Origin of the sequence: Corallococcus macrosporus DSM 14697 (assembly GCF_002305895.1) — a bacterium.
GTDB classification, from domain to species: Bacteria; Myxococcota; Myxococcia; order Myxococcales; family Myxococcaceae; genus Myxococcus; species Myxococcus macrosporus.
The window spans coordinates 7,090,284-7,104,505 of sequence record NZ_CP022203.1; the positions used below are offsets into that span (position 1 = coordinate 7,090,284).

Sequence of the window (14,222 nt, forward strand, 5' to 3'; positions counted from 1 at the left end):
CGTTCCCGGGAAGCCCCTAGACTCGCAGCCCCCTCTATTTACGCTGCGACAGGAGGCCGGTTGTACGCTGTCCGCAGCAAGGTGACGGATGTCGGACACGCGCGCAGCGATGAGAGAATTCCGCTTCCTCGATGAAAAGCGGAAGCTGGGAAGCCTGTCTCCGGTGGAGGAGGCTCGCTGGAACGAGCTGCGCGCTCAGTTGGGCGTGGATGACGCTCCAGCCGCGGACGCAGCCGCATGGCAGCAACAGGCCGCGCCCCAGGGTTACTACGCCGCTGACGGCCAGTGGTACCCCTACCCCGCCGGCTACGAGCAGCAGCCCCAGGGCTACTACGCCGCTGACGGCCAGTGGTACCCCTACCCCGCTGGCTACGAGCAGCAGCCCCAGGGCTACTACGCCGCCGACGGCCAGTGGTACCCCTACCCCGCTGGCTATGACCCCAACCAGGGTTATGCGCAGGGGTACGATCCGAACGCCCAGGCGTATGCGCAGCAGGGTTACGACCCGAACGCGCAGGCGTATGACCCGAATGCGTACGCACAGCAGGGCTACGACCCGAACGCGCAGGCGTATGACCCGAATGCGTACGCACAGCAGGGCTACGACCCGAACGCGCAGGCGTACGCGCAGCAGGGTTACGACCCGAACGCGCAGGCGTACGCGCAGCAGGGTTACGACCCGAACGCGCAGGCGTACGACCCGAACGCGCAGGCGTACGACCCGAACGCCCAGGTGTACGCGCAGCAGGCACATGACCCGAACGCGGTCCATGCCCCGGGTTACGACTCGAACGCCCAGGGCGATGCCGAAGGGTGGCAGGCGGATCCGCAGGCCTATGCCGCGGAGGCCGCGCAGCAGCAGCCCTACCCCGTCGCTCCCGCGCCTCAGCCGGCTGCCGAGCCGGACAACCTGAGCCTCTCGGATGACATCGACATCCCCGCGCTGAGTGAGCCCGCGCCGTGGATGACGCCGGCCGCCAGCGGACAGGCGCCCGCCATCGAGGCGACGGCCGCCGACGAGGAGCCGGCCGCCGCGGTTGGGATGGACGACCCGTCCGCGTCGTTCGCGGACGTCACCGCGGACCTTCAGCAGGATGCGCAGCCCGTCGCGGAAGAGGCGCAGCCGGAAACGCTGAGCGTGGCCGAGGATGACTTCTCGGAGGTTGGGACGGAGGCGTCGGCGACGACCGCCGCCGTTGAGCCCGAGACCTCACTGGAGGCGTCGTTCGCCGACCTGTCGATGGAGGTCGAATCGGCACCGGATGCGCAAGCGCCGAGCGAGGCCCTGGCTTCGTCGGAGGTGGAGGTACCCTCCTCCGAGGTCGAGCTGCTGGACGGCGCGGTGGAGAGCGAGCCCGTCCTGGCGCACGAGCAGTCTCCCGCGCCCATTGATGACGCCTGGGCCTCCGCGCCGCTCGCCATCGAGCCCGAGCAGGCCGACGCCGCCGATGCGGGTGACATCATCGACGTCGCCGCCATGTCGCAGCCGGACGGGGTCCCGGAGGCCGCGGAGATCGCACTCGATGCCGCCGACGTGGTGGACGCTTCGAATGCGACCTCCGGCGATACGACGGAAGCGTGGAACACGGGCGCGGCGGCGACCGATACGGCGCCAGCCGCAATCGAAGCGACGGACTTCGAGGCGGTCAGCGCGGACGAAGCCCAGCCCGCCGAGATTGCGCTCGACGCCGCCGAGGTGGCGCCCGCCGAGATCGCGCTCGACACCGCGGACGTGAGCGACGCCGCGGTTGAAGCGGCGCCCGACGCCGCTGCCGGAACCGAACCGGTTGCCGACCCGCAGCCCGCCGAAATCACGCTTGATGCCGCAGACGTCAGTGACGCGATCACGGCGGAGGCCTATCCCGAGACGGCGCCCACGGCGCCGGACGCCAGCGTTGCAGCCGCGGCGGAGGCCTATCCGGAAACGGCCCTCACGGCGCCGGACACCAGCGATGCGCAGACCTACTCTGAGACAGCGCTCACGGGCTCGGACGCCAGTGATGCGTACACGGAGCAGGCCTACGCTGAAACTGCGCTCACGGCGTCGGACATCGACGGCGCCGCCTCCGCTGAGGCGTACCCCGAGACGGCGCTCACGGCCCCGGACGTGGGTGGTGAAGCGGTCGTTGAGGCGTATCCCGAGACTGCGTTCGACGACGCCGCGGCTCCTATCGAAGCCGTGGCCAGCCCCACTGACGTCAGTGAAGCCTCCGCTGCGGAGGCCTCCCCCGAGGCGGCCTTCGCAGCCGAAGCAGTCGGTGAAACGGATGCGGGCGAGTCCTTCGCCGCAACCGCGCACGACGACGCTGCCGTCAGCGCGCCAGAGACCGCCGAGTACACCGAGCTGGCCCTCGACGCCTCCGAGGTCAGCGACGCCGAGAGCCAGGCTGCGGAGTACACGGAGCTCGCGCTCGACGCGGCTGACGTGAGCGAGCCTGAAATCGCCCTGGATGCGTCCGACGTCGCCGACCCGGCGTCCGGAAATCCGCCCGCCGAAATCGCGCTTGACGCCACGGACGTCGCGGAGGCCACTCAGGGTGACCAGGCCGCTGAGATTGCACTGGATGCCTCCGATGTCGCCGAGCCGCAGTCGGCCGAGATTGCGCTCGATGCATCGGAGGTGAGCGACGAGTCTTCCGCGCCGGATGGAAGTGTTCCGACGCTGGAACTCGACTCGACCGAGGTCGCCGCCACGGCGTCCGAGGAGCCTTCGCTCGACATCATCGATGTCGAGTCTGCGCCAGCACACGCCGTGGACGATGCTTCGAACCAGGCCACGGATGCGGGGAGCCAGCAGCCCACGCTCGAGGTCCTCGACGGAGGGACCGAGGCCGAGGCCGCGCCAGACGTGGCCTTCGCGCAGAGCGCCGCGCCCTTCGCGTCGGCGGACGTCCCGTCGATTGAAGTTCGTCCTGTGCAGGTAGGCCCGGATCTCCACGCGAACACGCTCGAGGTCGCGGGCGATCCGCCGCGTCACTCCGCGACGGCGCCCTCCGTCGAGGAGATGTTCGACCTGAGCGGGAGCCCCGAAGAGGCGGTGCCGCTCGCCGCGGCGAACGAGTTCCTGTCCCAGGGCCACTTCGCGCCGACGGACGAGCGGAGCGTGGCGGTTTCGTCGGCAGGGGACGCGGGCGCCATTGAATTGCAGCCCGAGTGGGTCTCCACCGCTGACCAGAGCCCGGCCGAAGCGGCGCAGGGCGAATGGGCGGCCACGAGCGAAACGGCCGCGCCCAGCGAGGCGGATGCGCGCTGGAACTCCCCTGAGTCGGAAGCCGTCGAACTCCAGGCGGAGTGGGCGGAGCCCACCGCTGACGGCGCTCAGACCGAATGGAACGCTGCCGCCGAAGCCACCAGCGAGCCCCAGCCCGAGTGGGTGACCCCGGAAGACACGGCAGCCGCCGGGGAGGCCCAGGCCGAGTGGACCGGTACCTCGGAAGGCACCACCGAACTCCAGCCTGAATGGGTCGCGGCTGAAGACGCGACGGCCACCGGGGAGCCCCAGGCCGAGTGGACAACCGACACGGGCACCCTCCCCGCGGCGACAGCCTCCACCGACGCTCAGGCGCCCTGGACCGGCAGCGCCGCCCCCGTCGATGCCCAGCCGGAGTGGTCCGCGAATGCCGCGGAGGCCACACCCGCAGAGGGGCAGGCCGAATGGGCCACTCCCACAGGTGAAGCCGCTCCTGTCGAGGTGCAAGCAGACTGGGCTGAGCCGGCCACGGAGGAAGGCCAGGCTGCGTGGGCCACACCTGAAGCGACCACGGCCGACGGCTGGAGCACGGCGTCGACGGAAGCGACTCCCGTGGACGGCCAGACTGAGTGGGACGCTGTCCCGCAGGCTGAGTCCGCGGCGGCACAGACTGACGGGTCGAGCACGCAGTCGGGCGCAGCACCTGTCGAGCTGCAGGCCGAGTGGGCCGACGCCGCCCCCCAGGAAGACGTCGTCCTGACGGCTGAACCGGAGGAGACCGAAGCTCAGGCGGATGGCATCCCCACGGATGCACAGTCGGGCTGGGCGACGCCCGAGGCCACGCAGCCCGAGTTGGCCGCAACGCCCGTCGAGGAGCTTGCCCCCGAAGCCGTGCAGGCCGAGTGGGACACGCCGGTCGAAGAGGTCAGCGCCGAGGAAGTCGAAGCCGACTGGGCGGCTCCCTCCGGTGAAGTCACGGCTCAAGCGGAGTGGGCCACTCCCGCCACTGAATCCGCTGCGCCGGCGGAGTGGACTTCGCCTGCGGCCGGAGAAGCGCCATCCGCATGGGCTGAGGCCCCCACCGAAGGCACCCAGTCCGAGTGGGCCACGCCCGAGACCGGAGAAGCGCAGTCCACGTGGACTGCGCCTCCCACTGAGGGCACGCAGTCGGAGTGGGCCGCCTCCGCGGAGGGGACTCAGGCCGAGTGGGCGACGCCCGCTGCCGAAGGGACTCAAGCCGAGTGGACTGCTCCCGCGGAGGGTGCTGCGTCTGAGTGGGCCACTCCTGCCACCGCGGAAGCTCACCCCGAGTGGGCCACGCCCGCTTCTGCGGAAACGCAAGCAGAGTGGGCTACGCCTGAGGCCGAGGCGGCACAGCCCGAGTGGACTGCGCCGGCCACGGAAGGCGCGCAGCCCGAGTGGGCCACCCCTGAGGCCGAGGCGGCACAGCCCCAGTGGACTGCTCCTGCGGAAGGCGCGCAGACTGAGTGGGCCTCCTCCGAGGGCGAGGCGGCTCAGCCCGAGTGGGCCACCTCGGCCACGGAAGGCGCGCAGCCGGAGTTGACCGCGTCTGCCACCACGGAGGCTCAGCCTGAGTGGGCCGCTCCCGCCGCCACGGAAGCTCAGCCGGAATGGGCCGCTTCGGACACGGAAGGCGCGCAGCCGGAGTTGACCGCACCTGCCACCACGGAAGCTCAGCCGGAATGGGCCGCCTCGGCCACGGAAGGCGCGCAGACTGAGTGGGCCGCTCCCGCCACCGCGGAAGCCCAGCCCGAGTGGGCCACGCCCGCCACCGAGGAAGTCCAGGCCGAGTGGGCGGAGCCAACCCCCTCCGCACCCGCCGCTTCGGAGTGGGCCTCCCCTGAGGCCGAGGAAGTCCAGGCCGAGTGGGCCACGCCCGAGGCCGAAACGGCGCAATCCGAGTGGGCCGCCACGCCCGCCGCCCCCGCCCAGCAGGAGTGGGCCACGCCCGAGGCCGAGACAGCGCAATCCGAGTGGGCCGCCGCCCCCGCCCAGCCGGAGTGGGCCACCCCTGAGACTGAAACGGCGCAATCGGATTGGGCCGCCACGCCCGCCGACGCCCAGCCGGAGTGGGCCGCGCCCACGGCAGGAGCCGAACCCGAATGGGCCGCCACGCCCGCCGACGCCGCTCAGCCGGAGTGGGCCTCCTCCGAAGCTGAAGGCGCGCAATCGGAGTGGGCCACCACGCCCGCCGACGCTCAGCCGGAGTGGGCCTCCCCCGAGGCCGAGGAAGTCCAGGCTGAGTGGGCGGAGCCCATCGAGGAAGCCGCGCCGGTCGCCTCGGAATGGAACACGCCCACGAGCAACGCCGCCGCGCCGGAGTGGAGCGCACCCGCGAGTGACGCCCCGTCCAGCGAGTGGGCCGCCCCCGCCACGGAGACGCCGCCCGAGGTAGGCGCGGACGGGTCCGCGTTCAGCCACGACTCCGCCGCGGCCTGGAGCGCCCCCACCCCGGAGGCGTCGCACTGGAACGAAGCCCCCGCCGAAGAGGTCTCCCTCGCGGACACGGCCGCGCCCATCGCGGCGGAGTGGAGCGACGCCAGCGTGGACGTGGAGCCGGTCGAGGAGGCCGCCACCTGGGAGGCCGAGCCCATCCAGGACACCACGCCCGCCGGGACGTCGCCGTGGGCCGCCACCGAGAGCCCCTTCGCCGCCCAGGCGCAGGACTTCTCCGAGGCCACACCCATCGAGGAAGAAGACGTCTCGATGGAGCTCGAGCAGGAAGTCACCGACATCGACGTCGAGGAAGCGCCCGCGGTGCCGCCGCCCGCGCCCCTCGCGGCCATGCCTGTCGTCACCTCCTCCCCCGCCCCGTTCGCCCAGGCCGCGGCGCTGGGCTCCGCCGCCACGGCGAGCCACCGCACCGCCGTCGTCGTGCCGCCGGCCGCGCCCGCCAACCGCGTCGCCGTGGAGCGCGAGCCACTCTTCGACGACACGGCCATCGTCGGGGGCACCGCCCTCACCTCCTTCGTGGAGGGCGAGCACCGCGTCATCATCCACACCGTGGAAGGCCAGGTGAAGCGCGGCACCATCCGCGACGCGGACCTGCTCGACGACGTCATCTCCCTGGAGCAGCAGAGCGGCTTCGCCGCCGAGCAGATTCCGGGCAAGCGCGTGAAGGCCATCTTCTTCATGCTCGCCGCCGGTGCGCGTCAGCCGCAGGCGGAGGGCCAGAAGATTCGCGTCACCTTCAACGACGGGCGGCAGGTCGCCGGCTTCTCCCAGGACTTCCAGGGCAGCACGCCGGGCTTCTTCGTCATCCCCGCCGACCAGCGCACCAACACCGCGCGCATCTTCATCTACCGCTCCAGCGTGCAGGCGGTGGCCGAGGGCTGAGCGGGCGCCCCGCGCGAAGGACGGGCGGGGCCACCGTGCCCCGTAAATGAAAGAGGGGCCCCCACCACCGTGGGAGCCCCTCTCTCATTTCAGCCCGGCGCGCGCCGGGAGGAACGCTGACTACTTCTTGTCCGCGGCGGCCGGAGCGGCGGCGTCCGCCTGCTTCACCAGCGACAGGTCCAGATTCACCGTGACTTCCTCACCCACCGCGACGCCGCCCGTCTCCAGCGCCTGGTTGTAGGCCAGGCCGAAGTCCTTGCGGTTCAGCTTGGTGCTCGCCGTCACGCCCGTGCGGGTGTTGCCCCAGGGGTCCTTGGACTCCTTCGACGGGCCCGTGACGTCCAGGACGACGGGCTTGGTGACGCCGTGCATGGTCAGGTCGCCGGTGACCTTCAGCTTGCCCGCGCCGGCCTTCTGGACCTTGGTGGACTTGAAGGTGATCTCCGGGAACTTGGCCGTGTCGAAGAAGTCAGGGGCCTTGAGGTGCTCGTCGCGCTTCGCGTTGCCCGTGTTGACGGAGGACGCGTCCAGCACGGCCTCGACCTTGGACTTGGTGATGTCCTTGTCGTCCAGGTTCACCGTGCCGCTCTTCACGTTGAAGGAGCCGGTGACGTTCGACACCATCATGTGACGGACGGAGAAGCCGGCGCTGGAGTGCGAGTCATCCACCTTCCAGGTGGAGGCCAGCGCGATGGACGGGAGGGCGAAAAACAGGGCAACGGCGCTCTTCATGGACGTCTTCATGGGGAGTGTGCTCCTTCGAGATACAGCGAAGTCAGGCGCACAGCGCGAAGCTGCGCATGGACAAGGTTCCGTGATGGAAGCCCTCGAATACGGGAGTGAGGCGGTCCTCGGGGAGGGCGGCTCCGAGGACGAAATAGAGCGGCATCAGATGTTCGGCCCTTGGATGCGCGAGCCGCGCGTTCGGTGCATCCAACCATGCTTGAGCGCCGGTGAAGTCTCGCGCCGCCAGCTTCTGCGCAATCCACGCATCGAAGGCCGCGGCCCATGGCTCGACGGACGCCGCCTTCTCGTGGAAATTCAGCCGGCGCAAGTTGTGGACGATGCCGCCGCTGCCCATCAGCAGCACGCCCTGCGCGCGCAGGGGCCGCAGCAGCTCGCCCATCCGCGCGATGTCCGCGGGATTCGCGCCCAGCGGCATGGACACCTGCACCACGGGGAGCTTCGCCTGCGGGAAGGCATGCAGCAGCGGCACCCACGCGCCGTGGTCCAAGCCCCGCTCCGCGTCGGCCACCGCCGGCAGGCCGCCCGCCTTCAGCCGGGCCACCACGTCCTCGGCCAGGGACGGCGCACCGGGCGCGCCGTAGCGCAGGCGGTAGAGCGGCTCGGGAAAGCCGTAGAAGTCATGGATGAGGGGCGGCTGCGCGCTGGCCGTGACGCGGACCTCCCCGGGCGTCTCCCAGTGGGCGGACACCACCACCAGGGCCCGCGCCGGTGCTCCGTCACCGAAGCGCCTGAGCGCCTGCGGATACGCATCCGAGTCCAGCGCCACCATGGGCGAGCCATGGGAGATGAACACCGCGGGGGACGCGGCCTGACCGCCGCCGGGGCCACCCGCCCCCAGCACGCCCACCACCCCGGCCGCCGCCGCGCCCTGAAGCACCACGCGTCTGTCCAGTTCGTCGCCCATGACGGCCGCCTTCTAATGCAACCGGAAGACCAGGACACTCAAAACTCCAACCTATTGGATTTGCTCCACTCCTCAAACCACGCGTGCAACGGGGCTCTCAAAACGATAGAGACTCAGCTCATTTTGGAAGGAGCCGTACAGCGTGGCTGGCCGTTTCGAGCTGGACTTGAGTGAGCTGCTGTCCTTCGAGCCGGGAGGCGGGCTCATCCACTTCGGGGGCCAGCGGGTGCTGCTGATGGACCCGGTGGCCATGGGGATGCTCCGCAAGGAGCTCGTCGGGCTGATGGGGATGACGGCGGCGCGCGGCACCTTCACGCGCCTGGGCTATGCGCATGGCTGGCGTACGGCCGAGGCGATGAAGGGCGCGGTGCCCTGGAAGGATGAGTCGCTGTGGCGCCGGGCCGGCGGGCGGCTGCACACCCTCCAGGGGCAGGTCCGGGTGGAGCCCGTCCAGCGCCGCGCGGACGAAGGCCCGGAGCCCTTCGCCGAGGCGCAGTGGCGTGACTCCTATGAGGCCGAGCAGCACCTGCTGCACCTGGGCCAGGCGGACCAGCCGGTGTGCTGGAGCCTCACCGGCTTCGCGTCCGGCTACATGAGCTACGTCAACGGCAAGCCCATCTACGGCACGGAGCTGCGCTGCGTGGGCAAGGGCGACGCGACGTGCCACTACGTGGGCCGGCCCGCCGAGGAGTGGAGCACCGAGTGCACGGAGGTGCTGCGCCTCTACGAAACCCAGTGCATGGAGGGGATGCTGGCGCAGGTGACGGAGGCGCTGCGGCAGGCGGAGCGCAAGCTGCGCGCGAAGCGGCAGTCGCTGGCGCGCGCGGGCGTGACGGAGGACCCGGCGGGCATGGTGGCGCGCTCGGAGGCCATGCAGCGGGTCATCAACCTGGCCCGGCGGGCGGCGAAGGTGGACTCCACGGTGCTCGTCACCGGAGAGAGCGGCGTGGGCAAGGAGCGCATCGCCCGCCTCATCCATGATGAGTCCGGCCGCGCGCACCAGGCCTTCGTCGCCGTCAACTGCGCCGCCGTCACGGAGAGCCTGCTGGAGAGCGAGCTGTTCGGCCACGCGCGCGGCGCCTTCACCGGCGCCACCAGCGACAGGGCGGGCCTCTTCGAGGCGGCCCACGGCGGCACCCTCTTCCTGGACGAGGTGGGCGAGGTGCCCCCGTCCATGCAGGCCAAGCTGCTGCGCGTGCTGCAGGAGCGGGAGGTGCGCCGCGTGGGGGAGAACGCCAGCCGCAAGGTGGACGTGCGGCTGGTGGCCGCCACCAACCGGGAGCTCGCGGAGGAGGTGCGGCAGGGCCGCTTCCGCCAGGACCTCTACTACCGGCTGCGCGTCATCGAGCTGAAGATTCCGCCGCTGCGTGAGCGCCGCGACGACGTGCTGCCCCTGGCGCGGCTGCTGCTCGCCGAGGCCGCGGAGCGGCTGGGCCGCCGGGTGTCGGGCCTGTCCCCGGACGCGGCGGACCAGCTCTTGCGCTACGCGTGGCCGGGCAACGTGCGCGAGCTGGGCAACGCCGTGGAGCGCGCGGTGGCGCTGTGCGAGGGCACGCGCGTGGAGCGGGAAGACCTGCCCGAGGAGGTCCGCGCCGCGCCCCCCAACCTGGGGCCCACCGGCGGCCCGCAGCGGCTGGAGGACATGGAGAAGCACTACATCCTGGCGGTGCTGGCCCAGAATGGCGGCAACCGCGCGCGCACCGCCGAGCAGTTGGACATCGGCGTGGCGACGCTCTACCGCAAGCTCAAGCAGTACGGCCACCCGGAGGCGGCCCACTGAGCCGCCGCGAAGGGGCCAGCGTCAGTTGAGGTACTGGTCCCGGTCCGGCCGGTCCTGCCGCACCACCTGCAGGTGCTTGGAGCGGCCCTTCAACTGACGCTGCAACCGCCAGTGCTGGAAGTGCAGCAACAGCCGGCGCGGGCTCGCGCCGCGCACGTAGGCGAACGCCAGGCACAGGCCGAGCAGGTCGGGCACCTGGGACTGCCAGCCCGCGGTGATGGCGGAGAGGACGACGAAGCCCGCGCCAATGCCCGCCAGCGCGTTGCCCGACAGCGGCAGGCCCCAGAAGTTCGTCTGCCCGCGGCCAATGGTGAGCCCGTAGGACACCCACAGCACGGACGTCATCACGTTGCCGCCCGCGTACGCCGACACCGTCGCCCCCGGCACCAGCATGGCCAGCAGCGAGGTGATGAGGCCCGCGCTCACCGCGATGCCCAGCGCCACCATCAACAGCCGCCTGCCGCCCCAGACGGACTCCAGGTAGCCGCCAATGGACCAGGTGATGATGGCCCCGAAGATGATGCCAATGGGGCTGGACTCAATGAAGGCGTACGTCAGCGGCTGCCAGAGGTAGAGCCTCCCGAACACCAGGTCCGGGAACAGCAGCAGCAGTCCGCCTGACGCTCCCTTCGTCAGGTGGAACATCACGGAGCCAGCCACCAGCGCCACCGCCAGCTTGGACGCCGTGGTCTCCAGGCCGGGCAGGCCCATGCCGCCGCCCCCGCCGCCGAAGCTCCGCATCGGTCGCATTCAGTACACCTTCCTCTCGTTGCTCCAGAGCCGTCCAAAGGTGGTGGAACACCGCTCGCTTCGCAACCCCAAATGACGAAGGGCGCCCACCCCCGACACCAGGGAGAGCGCCCTCGAACACCCACACTTCTCCAGCCGGCTCGCGGCCGCTCAGGCCTTCGGCTTGTAGAAGAGCGTGATGGTCAGGCAGTGGAACTCCTTGTCGGAGGACTGCGTCACCACCCTGTCGACCACCTCGAGGTTGGAGTTCTCCTTGAGCCACTTGGTGATGTTCTCACCCATGTTCTCGCGGTCACGCGCGAGCGTGGTGGAGAACACCTTGACGCCCGTGAAGCTGATAACGCCCATTCCGACCCTCGTCTAAACCAGAGATTCTGGACGTTTACCCCGAGACGATTCCGCCATCAAGAATCGGGCCCGACTATCCCGCCCTCGCGCGTCCTGAAGCGCCCACCCGTGGGGTGGGCCCGCCGGGCCTCGCACGGAGCGCGGCGGGCCCGGGGGGGAGGCTCACCGGCCGCTGGCGGCCTTGCGCGACAGGCAGGTGACCTCGTCCTTGCAGGCCGGGCCAATGCCCTCGGGGTGGGCCGTGAGGGGCGTCTTGTCGCTCTCCTCCACACCACACACCACGCACTTGCGCTTGCGGTTGCGACGCTCGGCGCGGCGCTGCTCCGCGATGGCCTTGGCCCGCTCACGCGCCGTCTTCGCGTCCACCTCGTTGCTCATCTCGCGTCCTGGTTGGAGGTCCTGTGCCATCAGAGCGCCTCGACGAGCACCGCGATGCCCTGGCCGCCACCGATGCAGGCGGACCCGATACCATAGCGGGCGCCGCGCCGCTTCAGCTCGTACACCAGCGTGGTGGTGATGCGCGCGCCGGACGCGCCCAGCGGGTGCCCCACGGCGATGGCGCCGCCGTTGACGTTGGTGCGCTCGCGCGGCAGGCCCAGCTCCTTCTCCACCGCCAGGTACTGCGGCGCGAAGGCCTCGTTGACCTCGAAGAGGTCGATGTCCGACAACTGACACTGGGCGCGCGCCAGGAGCTGGCGGATGGCCGGCGCGGGGCCGATGCCCATGACCTTGGGGTCGCACCCGGAGATGCCCCAGTTGACGAGCCGGGCGATGGGCTTGAGGCCGTGCTGCTTCACGTAGCTGCCGGTGGCCATCACCATGGAGCCGGCGCCGTCGCAGATGCCGCTGGCGGCGCCCGCGTGCACCACGCCGTCCTTCTTGAAGACCTTGGGCAGCTTGCGCAGGCCCTCCACCGTCGTCTCCGGGCGGTTGTGCTCGTCCCGGGACACCACCGTCTCCCCCTTCTTCGTCTTCAGCGTCACGGGGGCGATTTCATCCTGGAAGCGGCCCGCCTCCTGCGCGGCGGCGAAGCGCTGCTGGGTGAGGACGGCGTACGCGTCCACCTGCTCCTGCGTGAGCGAGTAGTCCACCGCGAGCTGCTCGGCGGTGAGCGCCATGGCTTGGCCGGTGTAGCTGTCGGTGAGGGCCGTCCACAGCATGTCCTCCAGGCTGCCCTTGCCCAGCGGCAGGCCCCAGCGGGCGCCGCGGATGACGTGGGGCGCCTGGCTCATGGACTCGGTGCCGCCGGCCAGCACGACGGAGGCCTGCTCGGTGAGCATCAGCTCCGCCGCCGTGACGAAGGCCTGGAAGCCGGACCCGCACAGCCGGTTCACCCCCAGGGCGGGCACCGGGACGGGCACGCCGGTGCGCAGGCCCACGTGGCGCGGCAGGTAGATGGCGTCCGCGCTGGTCTGCACCACGTTGCCGTAGACGACGTGCTGGACGTCCTCCGGCGACACCTTCGCCTGGGCCAGCGCGGCCTTCGCCGACTCCACGGCGAGGTCGGTGGCGCTGAGGTCCTTCAGGCTTCCCCCATAGGTACCGAACGGGGTGCGCTTGCCGGACAGGAAGTAGATTTCCTCGTTCTTGGACACGCTCTTCATGGTGGTCGTCTACCTACTCTCATGGGGCGCGCGGTGCACGCGCGCCGTGACGTCGTGACGTGTGGGACGGACGGCCCTAGGGCCCGCGCTGCCCGAAAAAGGCGCTGGCGACGATGGCAAGCGCGATGACGGTCCACAACAAACCTTGGAGGTTCTGTTTCCGGATTTCCTTGCGGCCGAGCCCCTGGTACCAGGAACGCCCGGCGGCCACCCTGCCTTCCCAGGTGAACTCCCCGGCGGGCCGCAGCCCCTCCAGGCGGCGCAGGTGCGCGCGCAGCAGGCGTTCGGGCGGGGCGTCCTCCAGTGAACCCGACAGGTAGACGCCGGGGCGCTCCACGGCCGGGCGCCGGTAGTCGGCGGTGATGACGAAGCCGCCGGAGGCCAGGGGGGTGAGGAGGTACAGGCGGGGCACGTCGCCCTGCCCCACGTGGAGCGTGGCGAAGACGCGCTCCCCCGGGTGCGCCCAGTCATACGAGCGCGTGGCGCGCTGCAGGCGCGGCTTCTCCTCGTGGCTGCCCAGCGGCACGAAGCCCAGCGCCTGGAGCTGGTTGGCGCGCCCCGACAGCTCCAGCGGCAGGTCCATCTGGTCCGCGGGGGCCTCCGGCTCCACCCGCACGCTGGACGGGAAGAGGAAGAGGATGCCGCGCCAGACGTTCATCCACAGCAGCACCAGCGCCAGCACCAGGCCGGCGACGGCGATGCCCAACTCGACGAGGATGTTCATTGCGGAGAGACCTCCCGGCGCACCCGCCCCCACGCCGCGTGCGCGAGGGGCCGGATGAAGGAGGTCGACAAGGCGGGCCGACCGGAGACCATGGCTCCGGGACCCTAGCGGAAAGCGGCGCCCGCGTGCGCTGGCTTCAGCGCCGGGACGCGCTCGCAGGCAGGGTGCGCCAGCGCTCGACGGCCTCCGGGGTGAGCGGGTCCTCCCCGCGCAGGAACTGCTCCAGGTGCCCCAGCGAGTCCACGCCGAAGAACAGCTCGTCGTCCGCCAGGTAGGTGGGCACGCCAAAGGCCCCGGCGGCCACCGCGGCCTCGGTATTCTGACGGACCCGGTCCTTCACCGGCTGTGTCTGCGCGGCCGCGAGCAGCGCCTGGGCGTCCAGCCCCGCGGCCTCAATCGCCGCGCCCACGGCCTCGGGCGACTCCGCCCCCTTCCCGCCGCCCCAGGCGGAGGCATACAGCGCGCTCACCAGCCGGCTCCGGGACTCCACGTCCTCCACGGCGGCCGTCACGCGCAGCGCGAGCAGCGGATTGAAGGGGTGCGTCGGCGGAGGCGCGAAGGGCACGCCGAAGTCATGGGCGATGCGGAAGGTCTGCTTGAACAGGTAGCCGCGCTTGGCGGCGACCTCCGCGGGGCCGATGTTCCCCGTGGCGTTGAGCACCCCCGCCAGCAGCACGGGCACCGGCTCCACGGCGCGGCCCTGCCTCGCGGCGAGCGCCGGCAGGCGCTGCCAGGCCAGGTAGGCATACGGTGAGATGTAGTCCAGCAGGAATCGCACGGGGGGGTGGGCCATGGCCCCAGTCTAACGCCCCCCGTCC

10 protein-coding genes are annotated in these 14,222 nt (G+C 71.1%); 2 read left to right on the plus strand and 8 right to left on the minus strand.

Features of this window, described 5'->3' with window-relative positions:
* Positions 1 to 109: 109 nt before the first annotated feature.
* On the plus strand, positions 110 to 6,547 hold the full coding sequence (locus MYMAC_RS28495) for a DUF6982 domain-containing protein (RefSeq protein WP_239989065.1): 6,438 nt from the start codon (positions 110 to 112) through the stop codon (positions 6,545 to 6,547).
* Positions 6,548 to 6,667: 120 nt separating this feature from the next.
* Here the strand turns inward: MYMAC_RS28495 and MYMAC_RS28500 are convergent, their stop codons facing one another.
* Positions 6,668 to 7,291, minus strand: coding sequence for a YceI family protein (locus MYMAC_RS28500; RefSeq protein WP_013938432.1), 624 nt, complete (start codon positions 7,289 to 7,291; stop codon positions 6,668 to 6,670).
* Between the two features lie 31 nt (positions 7,292 to 7,322).
* A complete protein-coding gene (locus tag MYMAC_RS28505) occupies positions 7,323 to 8,198 on the minus strand; it encodes a dioxygenase family protein (RefSeq protein WP_095960361.1) in 876 nt (291 codons plus the stop codon).
* 142 nt (positions 8,199 to 8,340) lie between these two features.
* Here MYMAC_RS28505 and MYMAC_RS28510 point away from each other — a divergent pair, with 142 nt between their 5' ends.
* A complete protein-coding gene (locus tag MYMAC_RS28510; protein WP_095960362.1) occupies positions 8,341 to 9,978 on the plus strand; it encodes a sigma-54-dependent Fis family transcriptional regulator in 1,638 nt (545 codons plus the stop codon).
* 21 nt (positions 9,979 to 9,999) lie between these two features.
* On the opposite strand, the gene MYMAC_RS28515 is transcribed toward MYMAC_RS28510, so the two are convergent.
* The 6 genes from MYMAC_RS28515 to MYMAC_RS28540 all read right to left on the minus strand — a co-directional run bounded on the left by MYMAC_RS28515 (position 10,000) and on the right by MYMAC_RS28540 (position 14,197).
* A complete protein-coding gene (locus tag MYMAC_RS28515; RefSeq protein WP_043710444.1) occupies positions 10,000 to 10,728 on the minus strand; it encodes a DUF1751 domain-containing protein in 729 nt (242 codons plus the stop codon).
* 150 nt (positions 10,729 to 10,878) lie between these two features.
* Positions 10,879 to 11,076, minus strand: a complete 198-nt coding sequence (locus MYMAC_RS28520) for a hypothetical protein (protein WP_013938428.1) — start codon at positions 11,074 to 11,076, stop codon at positions 10,879 to 10,881.
* A gap of 162 nt (positions 11,077 to 11,238) precedes the next feature.
* Entirely contained in the window at positions 11,239 to 11,454 is a 216-nt protein-coding gene (locus tag MYMAC_RS28525) for a hypothetical protein (protein ID WP_013938427.1), read from the minus strand.
* Between the two features lie 29 nt (positions 11,455 to 11,483).
* Positions 11,484 to 12,680, minus strand: a complete 1,197-nt coding sequence (locus tag MYMAC_RS28530) for an acetyl-CoA C-acetyltransferase (RefSeq protein WP_013938426.1) — start codon at positions 12,678 to 12,680, stop codon at positions 11,484 to 11,486.
* Positions 12,681 to 12,756: 76 nt separating this feature from the next.
* Positions 12,757 to 13,404, minus strand: coding sequence for a hypothetical protein (locus MYMAC_RS28535; RefSeq protein WP_095960363.1), 648 nt, complete (start codon positions 13,402 to 13,404; stop codon positions 12,757 to 12,759).
* Between the two features lie 136 nt (positions 13,405 to 13,540).
* Positions 13,541 to 14,197 (minus strand): 2-hydroxychromene-2-carboxylate isomerase, encoded by a 657-nt coding sequence (locus tag MYMAC_RS28540; RefSeq protein ID WP_095960364.1) that lies wholly within the window; start codon positions 14,195 to 14,197, stop codon positions 13,541 to 13,543.
* Between the last annotated feature and the right edge of the window lie 25 nt (positions 14,198 to 14,222).

Coding starts and splice junctions, on each gene's coding strand:
- MYMAC_RS28495 (WP_239989065.1), top strand. CDS start 110: ATGAGAGAATTCCGCTTCCTCGATGAAAAGCGGAAGCTGGGAAGCCTG.
- MYMAC_RS28500 (WP_013938432.1), bottom strand. CDS start 7,291: ATGAAGACGTCCATGAAGAGCGCCGTTGCCCTGTTTTTCGCCCTCCCG.
- MYMAC_RS28505 (WP_095960361.1), bottom strand. CDS start 8,198: ATGGGCGACGAACTGGACAGACGCGTGGTGCTTCAGGGCGCGGCGGCG.
- MYMAC_RS28515 (WP_043710444.1), bottom strand. CDS start 10,728: ATGCGACCGATGCGGAGCTTCGGCGGCGGGGGCGGCGGCATGGGCCTG.
- MYMAC_RS28520 (WP_013938428.1), bottom strand. CDS start 11,076: ATGGGCGTTATCAGCTTCACGGGCGTCAAGGTGTTCTCCACCACGCTC.
- MYMAC_RS28525 (WP_013938427.1), bottom strand. CDS start 11,454: ATGAGCAACGAGGTGGACGCGAAGACGGCGCGTGAGCGGGCCAAGGCC.
- MYMAC_RS28530 (WP_013938426.1), bottom strand. CDS start 12,680: ATGAAGAGCGTGTCCAAGAACGAGGAAATCTACTTCCTGTCCGGCAAG.
- MYMAC_RS28535 (WP_095960363.1), bottom strand. CDS start 13,404: ATGAACATCCTCGTCGAGTTGGGCATCGCCGTCGCCGGCCTGGTGCTG.
- MYMAC_RS28540 (WP_095960364.1), bottom strand. CDS start 14,197: ATGGCCCACCCCCCCGTGCGATTCCTGCTGGACTACATCTCACCGTAT.